The organism is Pantoea sp. UBA5923 (assembly GCF_002431095.1).
GTDB classification, from domain to species: Bacteria; Pseudomonadota; Gammaproteobacteria; order Enterobacterales; family Enterobacteriaceae; genus Pantoea; species Pantoea piersonii.
Window position 1 is genome coordinate 210,105 of record NZ_DJDN01000078.1, and the last position, 22,160, is coordinate 232,264.

The window sequence follows — 22,160 nt, forward strand, 5'->3', positions numbered from 1 at the left end:
ATTCCTCTTAACTATCTGAGGGTTTTAACGTCGTTTAATAAAAACCATATTTTTTTAGGACTGAAAAAAGAGCGATGAATGGTTAACATCGGCTGAGCGGCAAAAAAGTAATTCAGCAGCGTGAACGAAAGCAGTTCAGTCAAAATAACGCTAAAGGCTGCGCCGGTCAGGCCATAGAGCGGCACCAGAACAGCGGAAGAGACCAGACAAATCAGCAGTACAAAAAAGGTTTTTTTCACCAGATAGGCGTAACCGTTATATTTGATAATAAAGCGATCCATTACGCTGCTCAGCAGGCCGAACATCGCGCCAAGACAGAGCCAGACCGTAGGCGCGACCGCATCCTGATAAGCGGGACCGTAAAAGTAATGAATAAAAGGCGGGGCCAGCAGCGCGACGGCGGCGATCACCAGCGCCGACACCCCCACCACCAGCAGGTGCAGCTGCTGAATTTTAACGATGGCGCGTTTAGGGTCGCGTTCTGAGAAAAAGGCGGGATAGAACGACGCCAGCAGCGCATTAGGCAAAAAGACCCAGGCGCCAGAAAGCGTTAACGCCACCGAAAAGACACCCGCCTCTTTAACGCCGAGAAAATAGCTGACGCTGAACTGGTTCAGACGCGTATAGAGCGCCACGGCGACAACCGAGAAGATAAGCGTGCCGCCGGAAGCCAGCATATAGCGAGAATAGATCTTCAGCTGTTTGCGGGTCGGCGTGCGCACCGCGCCTTCATAGCGGCGGAACAGCACCAGCTTGATAACAAAGGGAATAAAGGTCGCCAGCACCATCGGCAGCGCCAGGTAGTGCGGGTCCAGCTCGAAGTATGAGATGACGAAGCGTATCGTCAGGCTAATGGTTAAGCCGATAGCGTTGGCAATGACGTTCAGTTTCGCATTCAGCATCGCCTCGTTAAAAACGTTGACCAGATCGATAGCGGAAAAGAGGCAGGCGATGGCGGCAGCGACAATAAAGATCTGCGCCTGCGAGCTCATCTCTTCGCGCATTATCACCATACCGGCCGACGCCAGCACCAGATAGAGCGTGAAGATCAGCACCGATGCGGAGAGCATCAGCCTGATGCCGGAATGTTTATTCTGCGACAGCCGTTTCAGCAGAATGACATCGCTGCCCATATAGGCCACGGTCTGCAAAAACTGAAACACCAGCAGCGAGATGGAAATAATGCCGAAGGTAGTTGGCCCGACATATTTCGCCACAAAAGAGGTAACGAAAATCAGGCCAAAGACCGCAATGATCTTCTCGGCGATCATCCACAACGAATTCTTCAGTTTATCTTTCATGATTACCCTCCGCGCACCGCGCTTTGCGCCAGCTTGCGCAGCTGGGAGACCAGACGCGGCGAGCAGAAAAAAAGCGTGAAGTAGAGGCTCCAGCCGTTAACGATGACCCCTGAAGAGAGGTAGGCTTTAAAAGCCTGACGGTAGCGGCGAATATGATCGTTGATAAAGGCGGAATTAAACTCGCCTGAGACGATGGCTTTATATAAATAAGCCGAAGAGACCTTCAGCAGCAGGAAATAGAAAAATTTGTCGTTGCTGCGCGACAGCAGCCGCTGCATTTCACTAAATGAGCGGGCGAATGAGAAATGCTTTTCGCGTACCGACGAGCGCGTCGCCGAGTTCTCAGATTCAACGTAGTTGTAAATGACGCTGTTGATACATATCACCTGCTGGTTTTTAAGCAGGCTGAGATACTGCATAACAAACAGCAGATCCTCGAAATTAGCGATCTGCTCGTTAAAGCGCAGCTGGTGCGCGCGGATCAGCTCGCCGTTAAAGAGCTTGTCGCAGATGCCGTGACGCGGATGGAAATAGAGCAGATCGTTGACCGCATCGCTGGCGCTGAGCACGCGCCGCGCCGCAGAGGGAAAGGTCCGCGCGACAGGCTGTCCCTGCGGCGTAAAGTGCTGCGACTCGCCGACAATCAGGCCAACGTCATCATTCATCTGCGACAGGCAGAGGCTTAATGCGTCGGCGGGCAGAAAATCATCCGCGTCGACGAAGCGCAAATAAGCGCCGCGCGACGCCGCAATGCCCGCGTTGCGCGCCGATGAGACGCCGGCGTTACGCTGGGTAATAATGCGCACCTGGGGGTGGTCGCGCCAGCTCTCCAGCATCAGCGGCGAGCTGTCGGTCGAGCCGTCGTCAACCAGAATCAGTTCAACGCGCGGCTCCTGCTGCGCCAGCACGCTTTCAACACAGCGAATAATCGAGTTTTCGGCATTATATACCGGCACAATTACGCTAATTAACGGGCTGTTAAGCGTTACCATAGATCCTCTGGGAAAAGTGTTTTACGTCCACGCTAAAAGCGCAGCAATAACCGCAATAAAGCTTTAGTGCCGGGCTCACTTCAGCGTTTTTGTTTTTTCCCGGATGAATGCTGTGCGACTACAGAAAAAATCAGGATTGAATGATGAGATATTACGTGCCGCTTTTATTCCGTCAATGGGGCGAACGCTAAACCGGAATTTCCGCACAGACGCTCTGTTTATTCATCATAATTAATGGATAAGCGGGCATTACGCTTACCTGTGAGATTTATCACCTGCCTGGGCTGGCACGCTTAAACAGTAAAAAGCAGAATTAATAACGCTTTTTCTTCAAAGAGGAAAAAATCGCCTTTAGCCTTAGGATTTATCCTGGCTGGTAAAAACAAAAAAAGCTGTGCTTTCAGGGCATCGTGCAGACTGACGTGAAATTAGATTAACCGGGCTTAATAAGTTTTGTTTCTCGATACTTTCACTATTAATCAGCACGCCGCAATGCACGCTTAAGAATAATAAGAATATACATTTAAAACATAGCGCCAGGTTAAACAGTGCTGATGTAAAAAAAGCGGGGTTAAATGCGGGAAAAATTAAGCCGGTTAACGTGACGAATATCTCGTAAATTTCGGGGGGTGACCTAAGAATTGGGCGAGAGGTCAGGACAGAGGGAAATAAGGTATCGGGTGCTGCGGGTAAAGGTGAAGGGCTGGCTTTAGCCCTTCTCTCTGCGTTAAAGCGCGTTTAAGGCATTCATTACCGCATCGGGCATGCTGGGCCTGCCGTTACTGAGGCAGGTTGCGACAAAAGTCGCCTCGGCATAAGTGACGCCATCGACCCTGATTTGCTGAACGAAGTTAACCCGATTGCGCTTTTCATTTTTCTCCAGCGTACAGGTCACTTCCAGCTTGTCGCCCTTTTGCAGGCTCTTGCGAAAGCGCAGCGAATACTCCAGCACCATATAGAGGCGTCCCTGTTTAAACTCCTCTTCAATGTCGATACCCAGCGCTTCGCGCATGTAGGCATGGCGCGTCCATTCCATATAGAAAGGGTAATAGAGGCCATCGACGATGCCCTGGAAATCGATATGGTTTTCATCAACATCATAGTGCTTTGCAAACATGTCCGTATCCTGCGGTAGTGAATAGAGTAACGGTTTGATTTTGCGAATTTAACCTGGCGCGGCCTCTGACGCACTGCTTTTGTGCGCGCGGCAAGGTAAAAAAAGCCAGGCATATTGCCTGGCAAAGACGTTAATTCAGATGCGTTTTTAGCTCATCGGCCGCCTGGCGCAGCGCAGTACGAACCGCAGGCACATCGCTCAGTCCGTTCAGCAAACCGTAATCGTGGATCAGACCGTTATAGCGCGTTACCGTGACGTCAACGCCAGCGGCATCCAGCTTACGGCCGAAGGCTTCGCCCTCGTCGCGCAGCACGTCCAGCTCGGCGGTCTGGATTAAGGTTGGCGGTAGCCCCTGCAGCTGTTCACGGGTAGCGCGCAGCGGCGAAGCCAGAATATTGTTTCGATCGCTCGCTTTAGTTGTGTAGTTATCCCAGAACCATTTCATCATATTGCGCGTCAGAAAATAGCCATTCTGGAACTGATGATATGACCCGGTATCAAAGTGCGCGTCGGTCACCGGCCAGAGCATCACGTCATAGCGAATCGCTGGCGTATGCTGCTGCTTCGCCTGCAGCGCGACCGCCGCCACCATATTGCCGCCGACGCTGTTGCCCACCAGCGCCAGACGTTTGCCGTCCACGCCAATCTCAGCACCGTGTTCTGCAACCCAGCGGGTTGCGGCATACGCCTGATTGATAGCGACGGGATAGCGCGCTTCCGGCGACGGCGTATAGTTAACGAATACCGCCGCGGCGCCCGACTCAACGACCAGATCGCGCACCAGACGTTCATGGGTCGGAAAATCCCCTAATACCCAGCCGCCGCCGTGGAAGAACATAAACACCGGCAGCGTGCCCTGCGCCCCTTTGGGCTTAACAATATTGAGTTTCAAAGGCTGGCCGTTTACCTCAATGGTTTTTTCCGTTACCTCTGCGTCGGGCAACGCCGCGCCTTTTTGTGCGCCGACCAGCACCTGCCGCGCTGCCTGGGGCGAGAGCTGTTCCAGCGGTTTGCCGCCGCTGCTGTTCAGCACATTTAAAAAGTTTTGTACATGACGCTCCGGCTGCGGTGTTTCAGCGAAGCTGTTAGCAGAAGCAGCGGCCAGCGCCAGGGCTAAAAAGGTCTGTTTAATTTTCATGAAGTCACTCCTTTAATCAGTTCACTATTAAATCGCACGCTATTTAAATACATCGCCTTAGCTGCGACGCATTCGGGATGAGGTGAATTTATATAGCGCACTACTTAATAGCAAACAAAAAATAATGCACTTTCTTCAAATAAATCTTATCTTTTTGATTATCATTGTTTTTTATTTTACCAGGCGGCACGCAGCGCTAAAAAGAGAGGGGACAACAAGGCTGAGGTCGATGAGAAGGATTCAGTGAGTTACAGCAAGGGGGATTTTAGAGCAGTCCTACCGTCTCAAATCTGTCACACGGGCTAAAAGGAGAAGGAACGAATGATGGGTAACGCTTTGATATAACTGGTGCCGGAAACAGGAGTCGAACCTGCGACCTTCGCATTACGAATGCGCTGCTCTACCAACTGAGCTACACCGGCATAAAGGCGAGAACTACGGGGCAATAAGGTAGAAAAAAGCGCTACCTGCGTCAAGAGCCGCAGCGTGCAGATGCTGCTTTTCTCGTCATTTGATACCCGAAACGGCTCCCCTGCTCTCTTTCTGCGCCAGAAACAAAAAAAGGCGAGGCCGTAGCCTCGCCAAAACGTGCCTGTCATCAATCGTAATAAGGGACCTTGCGGTCAGTACCATTGATATTGATAAGCACAAAGCCCGAAGGCGTGGTTTTATTAGTCGGCGTACCCGCGGTCGTCGCGAGCGTGACTACGCCTTTCTCGTTGGCGCCGATACCTGCCAGTCCATTATGCAAGCCAAAGCGTGCGGCCGGTTTCAGCGTCCCCATCTTGGTGGTGTCCGTTACCACCGACATATCGGACTGGAACAGCGAGCAGGAGCCGCTATCGAAGCGCGTTGGGCCGGTACATTGCAGGTTGAACATAGTGTCCCCACTGTTCGCGGCCAGCTTTACCCACACCACCGCATAGGTGGTGCCGACGCGACTGTAGCGAATATCCAGCACCGCCGGTTGCCCCATATGGCAGGCGTCGGCCCAGACGGTTTCCAGTCGCTGCAGGTTGATCCAGGTTTTACCGGTCCCCACCATGTTGACCGGCGAGGTAGCGGTCGTAGACGGCGAGGTGGCGTCGCCTTTACCAATCATCTCAATAACCCACTGCTGGTTAGGGCTGGGGAAGAAGAACTGGCCGAGGCGATACCAGTTATCGGTGCTGGTATTGTTGGTTACTTTATAACCGCTGTAGTACCCTGCTCGCAGCGAGCCGGTCATAAAGGTGCCGTGGTTCTCGTCACGACGATAGCCATACTCAAAGGTAGAGAGCCAGCGGCCGCTGACGGCATCCTGAGAGATAGTGCCGCCCGACTGCAGGCCGATCTGGCGCATCACCACGCGCGCATTGTTCAGATTGAACGGGTTGTCGCAAGCTTCAATGTTCAGCGTGTCGATGGTCCAGCCGCCGTCGGAGAGATTGCCGGGGTTGCGCGTATGCTCAATCCAGACGTTGCGCATAATCCCCTGGGTCACGCGCGGCATATAGAGCGTGGCGTCGCCGTAGCCGGTCTGAAAGTTAGCGTTGCTCAGCTCGATTGCCGTTGAGTGGTCCCAGACGCCATTCGGTGAGTTTGACCAGCCCACATCAAACACGCGCGAATAGGTGTAGAGGGTATAGATCTGGTCAAACTTACTGTCGAGCGTATCCAGCAGCTTGAACACCGTACCGCCGGTATTTTGCGCGCGGAAACAGTGAATGTTCACCGTTTCCCCTTCGATACAGGTGTTCTCAAAGAACGGCTGGTTGTTGCTCACCAGATCGGCGGTGATGGTGCCGGTGTTTTTCACGGTATCGGCGCTGGCCTGACCGTTCCACGCCATACCGGCGATCACCGTACGACGCGCTTTTACCTTGAACACCGGCGTGGCGCTTTTATCAGAGATAATGGTGGTACGCGGCAGCGAACCCAGCGGTGAGTCATCGCCGAGCAGGCCAAAGAAGGTCGCATCAGTGGCGCTGAGATCGATGGGCTTGATCAGGAATTTCCCGCCGGGAAAGCGTACGGGCAGCGCGACGCAGTTAGCGTTCCAGGTCTTGGTCCAGTTGTACATGCGCATAAAGGCGTCGGTGTCGTCGGTGTAGCCATCGCCTTTGGCACCGAAGTGCAGCACGTTCAACTCAGAAGGATCGTTAATAGTGCGCTTCCAGTAAAAGCCATCGCCCACTGCAATCGTGCCACCGTCATCTTTTAGCGTGGTGGTGCCAAGGTAGCCGATAAAATCACCGCCGCCACGGAAGGTTGAATCCTTATCATAGTAGCGGTTCAGACTGGCGACCTGGCCTGCTGCTGCTGGTTTGGTGGTACGCAGTTCAGCATAAGAGTTCACTTCAATCATGGTATCCTCCTCAGGATTTCAGGGTACTGATGCTCTGACGTCTGTCAGCGCGTGGCCGGACGGCCGCAAAGTTGGTCCCACATGTCGTTGTGGGTATTGATGGCGCGAACGGTGCGAACGTCCATGCGTTGCGCATCGTCGCCGTGGGTGTAAATCGGTGAAAAAAGCACACAGGCCGAATCGGTGACGGCCGCTGGCTCAGGGTTTGTTGTATTTCGACTGCTGCAGCTTGTCGCGAGCAGCAGCGTCATCAAGATTGCTGTTATCGGTCGTAACACGGGTCGCCTCCTCGCGATGCAGTTGTTGCTGATGCGCGACGGCGGCGGTTTGCGCCGCCTCTTTCTTCGCGCTCTCCGTATCGGCTTTGGCCTGCTGCTGTACCTTGCCGATCTTTTTGCCGCCGAAATAGCTGGCGCCCAGCGCGGCAATCAGCGCCCCAATAACGGCGATCCAGTGCCAGCCGCCGGTAAGCAGTGCGGTAAACAGGCTCATTTTTTGTTCGCCTCCAGTGCTTGCTTTTGCAGCAGCAGATTCTTCTGCCGCACAAACTGCGCGATAACACCCATCGCCACCATAAAGGCGCCGATCAGGCCGAGATAGTTGTGGGGAAGAATGCCTTTAACGTCTTCCGGCAAGGTATTCCAGGCGTTCAGCGCCGCCTCAGGAAAGGACTGCACCCAGGCGCTGAGCATCGATCCCAGCGACGCCAGCCAGACAGACCAGGTTTTAAACAGCAGCCGCGCATGGGCAACAAACTCCAGCGTGGTAAAGCGCTGCATAATCAGCAGCACAACGATGACCGCCAGGACGGCGATGATAAAAAGTAACCATTTCATAGCAGCCCCCGATAAACGTCATAGGTGCCGCTGCGCATCACTTCGGCATGACGGCGAGCGCGTCCCGGCGTCTGACGCGCCCACAGGCTGTTGAGCATGGAGTTGGCCGCGCTGTCGTAATCCTCCGCCGCCACCGCGCTCAGCATGCTGGTAAACAGCGAGAGGCCATCCACGCCGAGCTGATACGCCATGCTGTAAAGCACGTCGCTGCGTGCGTCATTGCACTTTGCCAGCGCCTGTTGCAGCAGCGGTCGGCTCTGCATCTGCTGGGCTTTCCCCTCGATGATGCATTTCTTCCAGACGTCGCCGACCTGACGCGGCACGCGAAACACATAGTTATTGAGCGACGCGCCCTTTGGTCCGATGCGAATGCCGCCCGCCACGGTAGGAAATCCCTGCGTGTCGAGATAAGGCGCTTCGACGTAACCCTCTTCAAAATTGAGAATCTCAATAATCTGGCTCATAACCATTCCTCTATTACGGGCATGGGAAAGCATTCCCGATGCGACAACGACAGTTAAAGCGCACTGATCAGTGCCAGAGATAACCCCAGCAATGCCCCAGGCGAACCCAGCAGCAGGACTAAACAGTGCGGTCAGGCTTCCCGTTCAGACAAAACGGGAGAAAAGGTGAAGTACAGCGGTACAGGCAGGAAACAGGGCAGGTTCAGCGCACGGCGTAGAGATGCACATGCGGCAGACAGCAGTTATCGAAACTGGCGGTTTCAGAACGGTTAACGTGCGTCGGGGCGATAGCCCGTTCAACACGCGAGGTCACCGGACGCTGAGCGATGCGTTCGGCGCGACGTAAAGGGGGATTTTCGGGTTCGCAGCCCAGCGCCTGATCGATGCTGAGCTTGAGTCGACTGAGCGGCTGACGCCGACGATGTCTGCGGGTGCGTGCATTACCTACGAATACGCTTTTGCCATAATGTATTATCGCCATAACTCCTCCTGTGAATGAGTCTTTGGCGATGGGGTGGCAGGCGCGGGTTTTCGGCAAGCCGAACCGTCCCGGATGCCGCGTTTTCCGCTCACAGCGCAGTGACCCGGCTGTAATAACAGCCAGGCTAAGCGCGAGTTGGGAGAAAAAGGCGGCATCTGACGACGCTGCATGTGCGCATCCACCCCATCCCAAAGTTCATTGACTTTGTGATGGTATGATTCGCGCTTGTGCAGCGCCTCGATTGTTTAAGAGCGGCTCACTCCGTGAGAGAAGGGCTTCGTTGGTCCACGCTCAAATTATTAACCTGTTCTTATGCTTTATCAAACACCAACAGTTAATTTTTTATTTACTATTGGTTAAATTTTTGAATTTTGCTGAATTATTTTTTTTCAGCCGCCTGATACTGAACAGATTTTATACAGAAGCTAACCCAGTAGCTGGTAGTGCCGCGCCTGACTCAGGATGACCTTGGCCATCACCTGCATACTGTCAACATCCTCGCGATTAAGATACCAGGTCTCATAGCGCTTATTATCTGAAATAACAGCAATTTTTTTATGCTGTAGCTGCAAGCGCTTGAGGTAAAGCTGGTTATCCAGGGTAAAGATGTAGATACCGTCTCCGTCAAAAACCTTCACGCTGATGTCCACGAACAGCTGATCGCGCGGCGCAAAGGTCTCCACCATCGAATCGCTGTTGATGGCAATTAACCGGATGTTTTCCGCCGGACGGCCATTGAAAAGCACGCGCGCCTCATCCACGCCATATTCAATGGCATGGATGGTCTCGACGAACTCTTCCCGCGCAAACAACCCGGATGCTGACTTTTGCCCAATATCGAGGCTTTCAATACGGAACACATTGCGCTGCGCGTTAAGGCTGTCGATTGACAACGATTCAGCAGGCTTTTCCATTCCGTACTGTAGCCATTCAACCCGTACGCCCAGCAGACGGCTCAACGCCAGCAAGTTATTATCATCAGGCACCGATTGTGCGTTGAACCACTTCCACACGCCCGGCGTCGATATTTTGCATCCCAACTGTTGTAACGCTTTGGCAACCTGTTTATTTCGTCCATGTCCGACAATTCCCGCGCTTTCGCAAGCGGCAATCAGCCTGGCAGTAAAAGCTTGTCTCGTACTCTCTTTTTTAACCATTAGTTAATAATCTGCCATAGAGGAGATACTGGATGTTATTTTCATTATTGCTACCAGTTCATTTTATATTACCGTCCGTTTGCTACCCAATTGCTTTTGTAAAGCAGCGCTAATTATCATTATCCTCTTCACGTCTTGCGCAACCAGTCTCGAATGCGCTGCGGCCCGTTGCGGCGCGGCTTTCAGGAATGTTCCGTAGAAAAATGGGCAAAAAACAGGCAACCGCTTTGCGTAAAAAAAAGTGACGTCCTGACGCGCCGAAAGTCGCACCGTAAAACTCCAAAATTAACTGGATCGAAAAAGCGGCGTTAAAAAAAAGGGCGCCCGTTCTGGACACCCTTTTTGTTAAATAAAATCGCGATCAGGGGCGCAGCGTATCGTCGCCCCATGCGACCCATTTGTAGGTGGTCAGCGCCTCCAGCCCCATCGGGCCGCGCGCATGCAGCTTCTGCGTGCTCACCGCGACCTCCGCGCCGAGTCCAAACTGACCGCCGTCGGTAAAACGCGTGCTGGCGTTTACGTAAACCGCCGAGGAGTCGACCTGTTTAACAAAGCGGCTGGCATTCTGCGTACTGCGCGTCAGGATGGCGTCTGAATGCTGGGTGCCGTGTGTGCGGATATGCTCGATAGCCGCATCCATATCATCCACCAGCTTCACGTTGAGATCGAGCGACAGCCACTCGTCGTCATAGTCGCCCGTTTTGATCGGCGTAACGCTGGCGGGGCCGTCCTGCAACTGCGCCAGCAGGTTCTCATCAGCGTGCAGCGGGATCCCCTCCTGCGCCATCCGCGCCGTAAATGCCGGCAGGAAACGATCGGCGATCGCCCGATGGATCAGCAGGGTCTCCAGCGAGTTACAGGCGCTGGGCCGCTGTTTTTTCGCGTTGACGATCACCTCGAGCGCCGGCGCGATCTCCATGGTTTCATCCAGGTAGATATGGCAAACGCCGATCCCGCCGGTAATCACCGGTATCGTCGAATTTTCGCGGCAGAGCTTGTGCAGCCCTGCCCCGCCGCGCGGGATCAGCATATCGACGTAGCGATCCAGCTTCAGCAGCTGGTTCACCAGTTCACGATCCGGATTTTCAATCGCCTGCACCGCCGCCGCTGGCAGGCCGTACTGCTGAAGCGCATTCTGGATCACTCGCACCGTGGCCGCATTGGTGCGCCACGTCTCCTTGCCGCCGCGCAGGATCGAGGCGTTGCCGGTTTTCAGGCACAGGCTGGCGACATCCACCGTCACGTTGGGGCGCGCCTCATAAATCACGCCTACCACGCCGAGCGGAACGCGGCGACGCTCGATGCGCAGGCCGCTGTCGAGCTGGCCGCCATCGATCAGCTGGCCGACCGGATCGGCGAGCTGGCATACCTTACGCACGTCGTCGGCGATAGCGCTCAGGCGCTGCGGATTCAGCGTCAGGCGATCGAGCAGCGCAGCGCTCATGCCGTTCGCGCGCGCATCGGCGAGATCCTGCTCGTTGGCCGCCAGAATCGCATCGCGCTCCTCATCGAGACGATCGGCGATCGCCAGCAGGACCTGGTTTTTCTCTGCGGTCGAGAGATCGGCCAGCTTATACGCGGCGGCGCGCGCCGCTTTTCCCATTTCTTCAAGCATTTGACCGCTCCTTAACTGACGATCATGTCGTCGCGATGTACGGCCACCGGACCGTATTCATAACCGAGGATCTCCCCGATCTGCTGACTGTGACGACCAGAAATCATTCGCAGCGCATCGCTGTTATAGCGCGAGACGCCGTGTGCAATATCGCGCCCCAGCAGGCTGCGAATGCGGATCACCTCGCCGCGCGAAAAGTTGCCGCGCACGTCACGAATGCCTTTCGGCAGCAGCGAACTGCCGCGTTCGAGCATCGCCGCCAGCGCGCCGTCGTCGACGGTAATTTCGCCAGCCGGCGGTGCGCCGAAGATCCAGCGCTTGCGGTTCTCCAGCGGCGTCTGCATGGCGTGAAAGCGCGTGCCAACCGGCTTGCCGGCAATTACGTCGGCGATAACGCCGGGTCGGCTGCCCGCGGCGATAATGGTGTCGATACCGGCGCGACAGGCGACGTCCGCCGCCTGCAGCTTGGTGGACATGCCGCCGGTGCCCAGACCGGAGACGCTGTCGCCCGCCAGCGCGCGTAGCGCGTCGTCGATTTCATGCACGTCGCTGATCAGCTCCGCCTGCGGGTTACTGCGCGGATCGGCCGTGTAAAGCCCCTGCTGATCGGTGAGCAGCAGCAGCTTGTCGGCGCCGCCCAGCATCGCCGCCAGCGCCGACAGATTATCGTTGTCGCCAACTTTGATCTCCGCCGTCGCCACCGCGTCATTTTCGTTGATAACCGGCACGATATGGTTATCCAGCAGCGCGCGCAGGGTATCGCGGGCGTTCAGGAAACGCTCGCGATCCTCCATATCCGCGCGGGTCAGCAGCATCTGACCGATATGGATGCCGTAGATGGAGAACAGCTGCTCCCACAGCTGGATTAAACGGCTCTGCCCCACCGCAGCCAGCAGCTGCTTTGAGGCGATGGTAGGGGGCAGTTCCGGGTAACCCAGGTGCTCGCGTCCGGCCGCCATTGCGCCGGAGGTAACGATCACGATGCGATGGCCGGCCGCGTGCTGCTGCGCGCACTGACGAACCAGTTCCACCATATGCGCCCGGTTCAACCGGCGCGAACCGCCGGTAAGGACGCTGGTCCCCAATTTGACCACGAGGGTCTGACTGCCGCTCATATTTCCTGCCGTTTAAATAAAAAAAGAAAAAAATTTCTGAGAAGGAACTTTTTATCAGGAGTCAGAAGCGAAGCCAACTCTCTACCGGGGAAAAGCACGAAAAACCCTGGACAATCCGGTAGACCAAAAGTTCGCAGATAACAAGAAATCAGAAAAAATGTCATAAAACTTTCATCTACAACCGGTAAAACGTCCCCTGTTTAATAAGCCCTTTTCAGGGGCATAACACATTTTACTCATTGGGATTGATAGCAAATGAAGAAAAGTACACTGGCACTCGTCGTATCGGCTCTGGCGCTGACTTCTGCTGCTCATGCGGCGGAAGTGTATAATAAAGACGGCAACAAGCTGGACTTCTACGGCAAATTAAAAGCGATGCACTATCTGAGCGACGCGGACAGCCAGGACGGGGATAAGTCCTACGTACGTATCGGCTTCAAAGGCCAGACCCAGATTAACGACCTGATGACCGGTTACGGCCAGTGGGAATACAACATTCAGGCAAACAACTCAGAAGGTGCAGACGCACAAGACGGCAACAAAACCCGTCTGGGCTTCGCCGGTCTGAAATTCGGCGACGCTGGCTCAATCGACTACGGCCGTAACTACGGTCTGGTTTACGATGCAATCGGCTGGACCGATATGCTGCCAGTTTTCGGTGGCGACTGGGGCAGCTCAGACAACTTCATGAACGGTCGTAGCACCGGTCTGTTGACCTACCGCAACAAGAACTTCTTCGGTCTGGTAGATGGCTGGGACTTCGCAGTTCAGTATCAGGGTAAAAACGACCGTAGCGACGTTCGTCGTGCTAACGGCGACGGCTGGGGTGTGTCAACCTCTTATACCTCACCAATCGGTGTAGGCATCGTTGGTGCATATAGCAGCAGCGACCGTACTAATGCTCAGGCAGCGGGTACTACTGACGTCAACGGTAACGTATACGGCCAGGGCAAACGCGCTGAAAACTGGGCAACTGCGCTGAAGTATGATGCGAACAACGTTTACCTGGCAGCAATGTATGGTGAAGGCCGTAACTCTTCATTCTTCGGCGTCAGCGTACCTGGCGCTAATAATATCGTTGTCGATGGCACTGCTTTCGTCAACAAAAGCCAGACTATTGAGTTAGTTGCTCAGTACCAGTTTGACTTCGGTCTGCGTCCATCCGTGGCCTACGTGCAGCAGAAAGGCAAAGATATCGAAGGTATCGGTGATGCTGACCTGTACAAATATTTCGACATCGGCGCGACTTACTACTTCAACAAAAACATGTCTACCTATGTTGATTACAAAATCAACCAGCTGGATGACAACAACCCGCTGGGTCTGAATACAGACGACGTGGTCGGTGTTGGCCTGGTTTACCAGTTCTAAGTTGCCTGTCGTAAAAAACGGAGCCTCGGCTCCGTTTTTTTATGCCTGAAATTCACGATCCTGAAATCCCCTGTAAAACGACGCTTCCCTCTTCTCAGCCATAAGCATCCCGAATGACCGCTGCTGAATGACGATTTTTTGCGTAAACGGTTGGCAATGCGCAGCGCTGACGTTAACCTGAAGGCTCATTTCGTTAAAGTTCACGCTACTGGACACGACTCATGTTTGAATCTATCTCTGCGGCACCTGCCGATCCTATTCTTGGGCTGGCCGATCTGTTTCGCGCTGACGACCGCCCGCAAAAAATCAACCTCGGCATCGGCGTTTATAAAGACGAAACCGGCAATACGCCGGTGCTCACCAGCGTAAAAAAAGCCGAGCAGTATCTGCTGGAAAACGAAACCACTAAAAATTATCTCAGCATTGATGGCCTGGCCGATTTTGCACGCTGCACTCAGGAGCTGCTGTTTGGCGCAGAGAATCCGCTGATTGCCGCTGGCCGCGCGCGTACCGCGCAGACCCCAGGCGGCACCGGCGCGCTGCGCGTCGCGGCTGATTTTCTCGCTACCCAGACCAGCGTCAAACGCGTCTGGGTGAGCAACCCCAGCTGGCCGAACCATAAAAACGTCTTCAACGCCGCCGGCCTTGAAGTGTGCGAATACGCTTACTACGACGCGGAAAACCACCAGCTCGATTTCGACGGCATGCTGGCCGCCCTGCAGGAGGCGAAAGCTGGCGACGTGGTGCTGTTCCACGGCTGCTGTCACAATCCGACCGGCATCGATCCCACAGCAGAGCAGTGGAGCCAGCTGGCGCAGCTTTCTCAGGCTAAAGGCTGGCTACCGCTCTTCGACTTTGCCTATCAGGGCTTTGCTCGCGGTCTGAATGAAGATGCGGAAGGCCTGCGTATTTTCGCCGCCTCGCATCAGGAGCTGATCGTCGCCAGTTCTTACTCCAAAAACTTCGGCTTATATAATGAGCGCGTAGGCGCCATTACCCTGGTCGCCGCCGATGCTGCCACGGCCGAGACCGCCTTCAGCCAGGTGAAATACACTATCCGCGCTAACTACTCCAACCCGCCGGCGCATGGCGCAGCGGTAGTGGCGACCATACTCAGTAACCAGGCGCTGCGTACCATCTGGGAGCAGGAGCTGACCGATATGCGCCAGCGCATCCAGCGCATGCGTCTGCTGTTTGTGAACACCCTGGCGGAGAAAGGCGCAACGCGCGATTTCAGCTTTATTATCCAGCAGAACGGTATGTTCTCTTTTAGCGGTCTGACCAAAGATCAGGTTATCCGCCTGCGCGACGAATTTGCCGTTTATGCGGTCAATTCGGGCCGCGTTAACGTTGCAGGCATGACGCCGGATAATATGTCAGCGCTGTGCGAAGCGATTGTGGCTGTGCTGTAAGCTCGCCGGGCCACTCATGCGCGAACGCGCGCAGTGAGTGTGTCAGCTACGTGAATGGGCCGCTTCGGCCCATTTTTTATGACAGAAAGGTTTTATTGCAGAAAAGGATTACTAATACGCTCGCGGCCCAGCGTTGAAACAGCACCGTGGCCAGGAACAAAAGTCACGTCGTCGCCCAGCGGCAGCAGCTTATCGTTAATTGATGCGATAAGCGCCTGATGGCTTCCCTGCGGAAAGTCCGTACGTCCTACACCGCCGTGGAAGATCACATCGCCTGAGATAAGCAGACGGCCTGCTCGATCGAAAAAGACGATATGACCCGGCGTGTGGCCAGGCGTATGCAGAATCTCCAGCTCAACCTCACCAACCTGAACCTTGTCGCCCTCTTCCAGCCAGCGATCCGGCGTAAAAGGCGCGCACTCCGGCAGACCAAACATCCTGCTCTGCGTCGGCAACGCTTCCAGCCAGAAGGCATCCAGCCTGTGCGGCCCGACGATGGGCACCTGATAGTGCGCAGCCAGCTCCGCCGCCGCGCCCACATGATCCAGATGGCCGTGTGTCAGTAAAATCTGCGCAGGCGTAAGATTAAGCTGCTGGAGCGTCTCAATGATATTAGCCGCATCGCCACCCGGATCGACCAGAGCGGCGTCGCGAGTCGCCTCGCACCAGATAACGGAACAGTTCTGCGCGAAGGCGGTAACAGGAATAATGTGGTAGTTCATAACGCTCCATGACCGGCGCACGCAGCGTTGCCGGCGTCATTACCAGTGCCGTACCGGCCCGGTATCAATATGAACGAAGTTGCTGCGAGGATAATATCCTACACCACCGGCGCGCATTGTTAAGGCTGCTTTGCGGATGTTATTCAGCGCGATACCTTCAATATGGAAATCCATCGCCTGCCCTTTGGTGTGGTAGCTGTGCTTCGCCACGCCTGGGCCGCTTTCGCGCAGCATATTGTTGGTTGCCAGCGAGCGATAGCCAGAGACCAGCTGGATCGGCTTGCGGGTTTCCAGCAGCGCCTGCAGACGGTAGATCTGATCGAACAGATGGGGATCGATACTTTTAGTCAGATTGGCGCGATAATCACGAAAAAAGTGGTTCAGGCGAGCCAGCTCGCTCTTATCGTAACTTTTCCCGTTAAAAAACTCAGTTTTAAGGGTTTCACCGGTGTGAAGATTGCTCAACGTCAGTACGCGAGGACGTGACGTTGAAAGCGAGGCCATAGCTGCGTTGGGCAGTAGCGCCATCCCGGCCGCAGCCGTTCCGCCAAGAAGCAATTTACGACGTGTTAAATTAAAACTGGACATGAAAAACGGTTACCTGAGTTGAAGCCATCGAAATGTGCAAAAACCGCACAAGGCCGAACCATAACCGTCCGCCCAGGTCCCGTCAACCCGCCGTAGAGAAGTTTGGAAGGCGATCCCGGATGAGATCGCCTTTGTGGAATCCTTATCGCAGCGGTAGCAAAAAGGAACAGAGTTTGAAAATCAAGGATTAGAGCAGCAGCTGTCCGGCGCGAGCCAGCGCCTGGCTGCCTGAACGGGCTGGGTTATCATAATTGTAAATATCTGTTCGGAACTGCGGCTTGCCGTCGTCGGCCACCCAGGCGGTCAGATAGTAGAGGTTTACCGGAATACGATGCCGGATCGGCACGTAGCGCGTATCGCCCTGTTTTAACTGATCGGAAATGCGTGAATCATTCCAGCCTGCATCCTGCAGCAGCAGACCCGCCAGCTCTGACGCTTTGTTGACGCGCACGCACCCTGAACTTAGCGCGCGTATATCACGCTGGAACAGTCCGTGGTTTGGCGTATCGTGCAGATAGATAGCATCTGAGCTAGGCATGTTGAACTTATAGCGGCCCAGCGAGTTGGTGTTGCCCGGCGCCTGACGCACGCGATAGGGGAAAGATGAGGCTGAAACCATGCTCCAGTCAATCATGCTGGGGTCGATCACTTCCGCATCCGCGCTCCAGCCGGAGAGCAGCGTATAACCGTGTTTGTAGAGATAGCTCGGGTCTTGCTTCACCTTAGGAATAATATCCTGACGAACCAGCGTCGTCGGCACGTTCCACGGCGGGTTGAGCACCACATTATTAAGCGCGCTGCGCATCAGCGGCGTTTTGCGATCGGGACGTCCGACAATCACGCGCGACGAAAGGATCTTATTGCCGTTGTTGTAGTAGGTCAGAGAATAGTTAGGGATATTAACCATGATGCCGTTGTGCATATCATCCGGCAGCAGGCGCAGACGCTGGATATTCAGCGCCAGCAGCGCGGCGCGCATCTGCGGCGTGACGTTGAGCCACTCGCGGGTGCGCGGGCCAATATTGCCGTCGTTGCCCAGTCCCTGCCACTGCTGAAAGCGCTTAACGGCCTCCACCAGGGTGGCGTCATAGACGTTATTGCTGCCTGCCTCAGCGGCGCCGTTTTGCACGTTGCCAACCGCCTGCGGCGTCTGCGTCGCGAGATCGCCGACGCTGGCCGCTGAGGGGCTGACCGCAGCGGGCTGCGCGCTCTGGCTTACCGGAACAGGCGCTGTCGGCACCGCGTCGTCCGCAGGGCTCGGAGCAGCGGTCTGGGCGGTAAGCATGCCGGTACGCTGTAAGATTTCGCGCAGCGCAGGAACATCATCGCTGACCTGGCCGGGGCGCAGGGTTTCACGGTTTTTTAGCTGCGGCCAGGGACGGGCGTCGGTCAGCAGCTGTTTTAGCGCAGCGTGCATCGGCGCATATTGCGGATGCTGCGGCGCCAGCGAAGAGACAAAAGAGGCGGACGCGCCCGCCAGCACCGCCTTTTGCCACTGGTTCACCACCGCCACCGACGGCTGCGCCAGTTTGTAAGGCACGTTGCTGTAGAGCCAGCTTTCGCCCTGGGTCGGCACGCTGGAGACGAACTGCAGATAACCCAGCATGGCATCGCTGAGCACCACATCGCGCGCAAAGCCGCTAATGCCAGGATCGGTCAGGCGATCGATCCAGCGCGTAAACTGCGGCTGAACGCCCGACATCGCCACTTCAGCCAGCTGCTGCTGAAACTGCTGTACCGCTGCGCGATCCTGCCACATTGGCTGCATATTGTGCGCCGCATAAAGCGACGCGAGAGAGGCCAGATAGAATGGCGGCTCTTTACCGGCAAACGCCTGGCGCAGGCGCTGCTGGCTGTCGCTTACCGAAATAGCCGCGTGCGTAGTACCGGGTAACGCTGCAATAACGGCCGCCTGTGTGAAATGCAGCGGCGTAAAGGCCAGCGCTATCGCCAGCAGTGAAAAAACATAATTGTTGGTTTTATTGGTCAGCAACATCCCTGCCCCCTCATTTGTTTACCACGCAGCGTTTCCTGGATCCGCTGCAACTGGGCTGCTACTCATGACCTGAGTATACAAATAAAAAACGGCATTTGCCTCACAGGACAAACGCCGTTTACAGATTACCCAAAGCGGTAATTATTGAACAGATTAAACCTGCGAGTTTTCCGCTTCCAGACCCGCCTCTTCGGCGCTGTCGCGGCGTGCTGGCGTCGCATCGGCAGAGAAACCGCGCAGGCCGACGACGTGAACATGTTCCGTGTTGTTAAACACTTTACGGACCAGCTTATAGGTAGTGCCTTTTTCCGGGCTGATGTTTTCCGGCGCCGCAATCACCAGCTGCATTTCCAGACGCTCGCAGAGTTCAAACAGCGTGGCGATAGAGCGCGCATCCAGACGCGCCGCTTCGTCAAGGAACAGCAGACGGCAAGGGGAAATATCTTTGCCGCGCAGGCGGCGCGACTCCTCTTCCCAGCTCTGCACCACCATCACCAGAATCGACATCCCGGTACCGATCGCTTCACCGGTCGACAGCGCCCCGCTCTCGGCGCGCAGCCAGCCGTCGGAGCCGCGGTTAACCTCCACTTCCATTTCCAGATAGTTGCGGTAGTCCAGCAGCTCTTCGCCGATGGTCTGCGGCGTACGCTGGCCCATATCGATCTGCGGATTCAGACGCTGATAGAGTTTCGCCAGCGCTTCGGAGAAAGTAAGGCGGCTGCTGTTAAACAGATCCTGATGCTGTTCATGCTCTTCCGACAGGGTATCCAGCAGCGTGGCGTGCGCTTCGCGCACGTTAACGTTAAGCCGCACGCTGCGCACCTGGCCAAAGCTCACCATCTGCAAACCCTGGTTCAGCTGACGGATGCGGTTTTGCTCGCGCTGAATGGTTTTGCGAATAATGTTCGACACGCTGCGCGAGCTGATCGCCAGCGTCTGCTCGCGCGCCGTCAGCTCTTCAGTCAGACGGTTCAGCTCAATCTCCATCTGCTCGATCGCCTCGACCGGATCGTCGGTACGGATGATATCCTGACGGATACGTTCGCGCAGATGCTGATAGACGGCGATAAAGAACTGGATTTTGCGCTCCGGACGCTTGGGATCTTCCGACAGGCGCAGAACGTCGCGTAAATGCTCGTTATCCGCCACGGCCAGACGCAGCGCGCCCAGCGCCTTATCCGACATCGAACGCAGCTCGTCGCCGCTCAGATAAGCGAGTTCACGACGGTGCAGGCGTCGCTCGACGCCGTTCTCTTTCACCAGACGCAGCACGCTGCACCAGCCCGCTTTGGCGCTGACTACCTGCTCGCGAATGCGATGGTAGTCGCGCTCCAGCACGCGCAGCCGCTTCTGCAGGTTCTCCATCTCCGCTTCACAGAAGGTGAGCTGTTTCTCCAGCTGGTTGCGGCGGGCGCGGTTGTGGCTCAGCGCGGCGTAGAGTTCGTCGCGGCGAATGCGCGCGCGCTCTTCCGCGCTGGCGTCAGCATGCACGCCGATATCCTGCATCTCCTGCAGCAGCTCTTTCAGCATGTCGCGCTTGGTATCGTGCGAACTTTTCAGGGATGCCAGCACCTGGCTGTACTGCGTCAGCTGCGCCCGATGTTCGCGCAGGCGTTCGCGCGCGCGGCTGCGCTCGCCTTCAGCCTGCTCCAGCTGGCGACGCAGCTTATCGCTGAGATCGTTGTTGCCGTTCAGCATGCCGGCAGAGTCGCCGTAGCTGAAGTGGGCGCGACGCTGTACGACTTCCGTCAGGGCAAACGCCTGCTGACGCGCGACGCGCTGCTGCTGCTGCGCCTGCTGATAGTCTGCCTGCAGCTGTTCATGCTGTTCCGGATCGCTCTGCAATACGCTAATCAGCGATTCAAGCTTCGTGAGTTTCGCGCCATGCTGATGCAGGAAGCGCGCTGCTTCCTGCGCGACCTCTACCTGTTCGCGGATCTCGTCGCAGCGATCGGCCAGCGTATCGTCCAGCAGCAGGTTCACGCGCGGCAGCAGACGGTTAAGCTGCGCCACGCCCTCTTTCGCCTGCTCATACTGCTGGCGCTGCTGCTGGTTGTCGCTTTCATGCTGGTTCAGCGCGCGCTCCAGCTCGGTGCGGCGCGCGTTATACTGGCGAATCTGCGCTTCTGGATCTTCCTCGAAGGCGACCGCCAGATGGGTGCCGATAAAACGGCTGAAGGACTGATGCAGGCGCTGCGTTTTCTGCACGTCGAACGAGAGCGTGGCATAACGCTCCGCCAGACGATCGCGCTCGTTGTGCAGCAGCTCCAGCTGGTTCTCGCGCGCGGCGCGGCCGAACAGCGGGATTTTCGGGAAGCGCGAATAGCGCCACTGCCGCTCCGCCACTTTCACCACCACCGCGTTTTGCAGCTCCTCCACGGCGAAGACGCTGTCGTCGAACGACTGCGGATCGCCTTCGATCAGATAGAGATCTTCCGGGCACTCTTCCAGACCGTCGAGCTGCTCGCGCACCAGCGACAGATCCGGCACGACGATAGCGTGGCGCGACGGGCCGTAGAGGGCCGAGAAGTAAGGCGCGTCATCAAGCGTAACGTCGTCGTAAATTTCGGAGAGCAGCACGCCGCCGAAGCGTTCCGCCAGCTGCGTCAGGCGCGCATCTTCCGCGCCGCCAGGCTGGCTGAGGCGTTCAATCTGACGCTCAACGTCGCGTTTGCGCGCGGCGATTTCGTCGCGCTCAACCGTGGTTTCGCGCTCGCGCTCCAGCAGCTGCTGCATAAATTCGGTAATCTGCTGGCTGTTTTCCAGCGCTTCACCGGTCTGCTCGCTGAGCTGCGTCAGGATCTCCTGCGCCGCCAGCCAGTGCGGCGCGCGCGCGGTCAGGGCCGCGATGCGTTCGCGCAGCGACTCCAGCTCCTGACGCATCACCATGCGGCGCTCGCCGGCGTCGGAGACGCTGGCGCTGAGCTGTTCAATCTGCGCTTCCAGCTCGCTATGCAGCCCTTCCAGCGCGTCGGCGTCATAGTGCGCGCCCTGGCGTTTACAGAACTCCGCCAGCAGCCGCTCCGCCTCATGCTGTTCACGCAGGCGCTGCTCCAGTTCGTTAAGACGCAGACGCAGCGATGAGAGCTGCTCGGCGTAATGACGCTGGTTGGCGGCGTCGCGCAGCAGCTCGCGGCCGGTCTGCCAGGCTTCCTGACGCGGCACGTTGCCAGCGATGCTGGTCACCAGCGCCAGCGCCTGTTCGAACTGGCTGTGCGCCGCTTCCGCCACGCTCAGCTTCTGCTCCAGACGCAGCAGCGTCTCCGTCGCTTCCTCTTCGGTCGCCTGGAAACGCGCCTGCCATTCGTCGGCGTTGTCGATAGTCAAATCCGGCAGCTGGCACAGGGTTCTGGCGCGCTCCAGCGCCTGCAGCGCCTGCTGATACTGAATCGCGCGCGTCTGCTGAACGTCGAGCGCCTGCTGAAAATCGGCCAGCTGGTTTTTCAGCTCGTCCACCTCCAGCTCCGCCGCTTCGGCGCGCGCTTCGTTCTCTTCCTGCACTTCGCGC

Annotated in this window: 18 protein-coding genes and 1 tRNA gene; 2 read left to right on the forward strand and 17 right to left on the reverse strand. The window is 56.3% G+C overall.

Annotated elements, in window-relative coordinates; translation table 11 throughout:
* Positions 1-11 precede the first annotated feature (11 nt).
* The 13 genes from B3797_RS18355 to proB all read right to left on the reverse strand — a co-directional run bounded on the left by B3797_RS18355 (position 12) and on the right by proB (position 12,563).
* Complete coding sequence (locus B3797_RS18355; RefSeq protein ID WP_311791828.1) at positions 12-1,301, reverse strand: oligosaccharide flippase family protein; 1,290 nt, start codon at positions 1,299-1,301, stop codon at positions 12-14.
* A gap of 2 nt (positions 1,302-1,303) precedes the next feature.
* Entirely contained in the window at positions 1,304-2,293 is a 990-nt protein-coding gene (locus tag B3797_RS18360; protein ID WP_311791829.1) for a glycosyltransferase family 2 protein, read from the reverse strand.
* 727 nt (positions 2,294-3,020) lie between these two features.
* Positions 3,021-3,410: an acyl-CoA thioesterase gene (locus tag B3797_RS18365; protein ID WP_311782151.1), complete on the reverse strand. Its 390-nt coding sequence runs from the start codon at positions 3,408-3,410 to the stop codon at positions 3,021-3,023.
* Between the two features lie 130 nt (positions 3,411-3,540).
* The gene (locus B3797_RS18370; protein WP_311791830.1) at positions 3,541-4,548 is read right to left on the reverse strand and encodes an alpha/beta hydrolase; all 1,008 of its coding nucleotides are present in this window, start codon (positions 4,546-4,548) and stop codon (positions 3,541-3,543) included.
* A gap of 346 nt (positions 4,549-4,894) precedes the next feature.
* A tRNA-Thr gene (locus B3797_RS18375) sits at positions 4,895-4,970 on the reverse strand.
* Positions 4,971-5,146: 176 nt separating this feature from the next.
* Positions 5,147-6,895 carry an amylovoran biosynthesis protein AmsF gene (locus tag B3797_RS18380; RefSeq protein ID WP_311791831.1) on the reverse strand — a complete coding sequence of 583 codons (1,749 nt, stop codon included), beginning with the start codon at positions 6,893-6,895 and terminating at the stop codon, positions 5,147-5,149.
* 198 nt (positions 6,896-7,093) lie between these two features.
* Positions 7,094-7,387, reverse strand: a complete 294-nt coding sequence (locus B3797_RS18385) for a hypothetical protein (RefSeq protein ID WP_311782156.1) — start codon at positions 7,385-7,387, stop codon at positions 7,094-7,096.
* Positions 7,384-7,731, reverse strand: coding sequence for a hypothetical protein (locus B3797_RS18390; protein ID WP_311782157.1), 348 nt, complete (start codon positions 7,729-7,731; stop codon positions 7,384-7,386). Before B3797_RS18390 ends, B3797_RS18385 begins: the two co-directional genes overlap by 4 nt.
* Complete coding sequence (locus B3797_RS18395; protein ID WP_120451203.1) at positions 7,728-8,195, reverse strand: glycoside hydrolase family protein; 468 nt, start codon at positions 8,193-8,195, stop codon at positions 7,728-7,730. The genes B3797_RS18390 and B3797_RS18395 overlap by 4 nt, the downstream gene beginning before the upstream one ends.
* A gap of 202 nt (positions 8,196-8,397) precedes the next feature.
* Complete coding sequence (locus tag B3797_RS18400) at positions 8,398-8,676, reverse strand: hypothetical protein (protein WP_311782158.1); 279 nt, start codon at positions 8,674-8,676, stop codon at positions 8,398-8,400.
* 425 nt (positions 8,677-9,101) lie between these two features.
* Positions 9,102-9,833 carry a S24 family peptidase gene (locus B3797_RS18405; protein WP_311782159.1) on the reverse strand — a complete coding sequence of 244 codons (732 nt, stop codon included), beginning with the start codon at positions 9,831-9,833 and terminating at the stop codon, positions 9,102-9,104.
* A 361-nt stretch (positions 9,834-10,194) separates the two neighbouring features.
* Positions 10,195-11,448, reverse strand: coding sequence for a glutamate-5-semialdehyde dehydrogenase (gene proA, locus B3797_RS18410; protein WP_311791832.1), 1,254 nt, complete (start codon positions 11,446-11,448; stop codon positions 10,195-10,197).
* Between the two features lie 11 nt (positions 11,449-11,459).
* A complete protein-coding gene (gene proB, locus B3797_RS18415) occupies positions 11,460-12,563 on the reverse strand; it encodes a glutamate 5-kinase (RefSeq protein WP_311782161.1) in 1,104 nt (367 codons plus the stop codon).
* A 255-nt stretch (positions 12,564-12,818) separates the two neighbouring features.
* Here proB and B3797_RS18420 point away from each other — a divergent pair, with 255 nt between their 5' ends.
* The gene (locus tag B3797_RS18420) at positions 12,819-13,934 is read left to right on the forward strand and encodes a porin (RefSeq protein WP_311791833.1); all 1,116 of its coding nucleotides are present in this window, start codon (positions 12,819-12,821) and stop codon (positions 13,932-13,934) included.
* A gap of 221 nt (positions 13,935-14,155) precedes the next feature.
* Positions 14,156-15,346 (forward strand): amino acid aminotransferase, encoded by a 1,191-nt coding sequence (locus B3797_RS18425; RefSeq protein WP_311791834.1) that lies wholly within the window; start codon positions 14,156-14,158, stop codon positions 15,344-15,346.
* Between the two features lie 92 nt (positions 15,347-15,438).
* Here the strand turns inward: B3797_RS18425 and B3797_RS18430 are convergent, their stop codons facing one another.
* From B3797_RS18430 to mukB, 4 genes are all read right to left on the reverse strand, one after another.
* Positions 15,439-16,068: an MBL fold metallo-hydrolase gene (locus B3797_RS18430; protein ID WP_311791835.1), complete on the reverse strand. Its 630-nt coding sequence runs from the start codon at positions 16,066-16,068 to the stop codon at positions 15,439-15,441.
* A 39-nt stretch (positions 16,069-16,107) separates the two neighbouring features.
* Positions 16,108-16,656 carry a YcbK family protein gene (locus B3797_RS18435; RefSeq protein ID WP_081135811.1) on the reverse strand — a complete coding sequence of 183 codons (549 nt, stop codon included), beginning with the start codon at positions 16,654-16,656 and terminating at the stop codon, positions 16,108-16,110.
* Between the two features lie 187 nt (positions 16,657-16,843).
* Positions 16,844-18,652, reverse strand: a complete 1,809-nt coding sequence (ldtD, locus tag B3797_RS18440) for a L,D-transpeptidase (protein WP_311791836.1) — start codon at positions 18,650-18,652, stop codon at positions 16,844-16,846.
* Positions 18,653-18,805: 153 nt separating this feature from the next.
* Positions 18,806-22,160 (reverse strand): chromosome partition protein MukB (gene mukB / locus B3797_RS18445; RefSeq protein ID WP_311791837.1); only part of this gene is annotated, 3,355 nt, incomplete at its 5' end.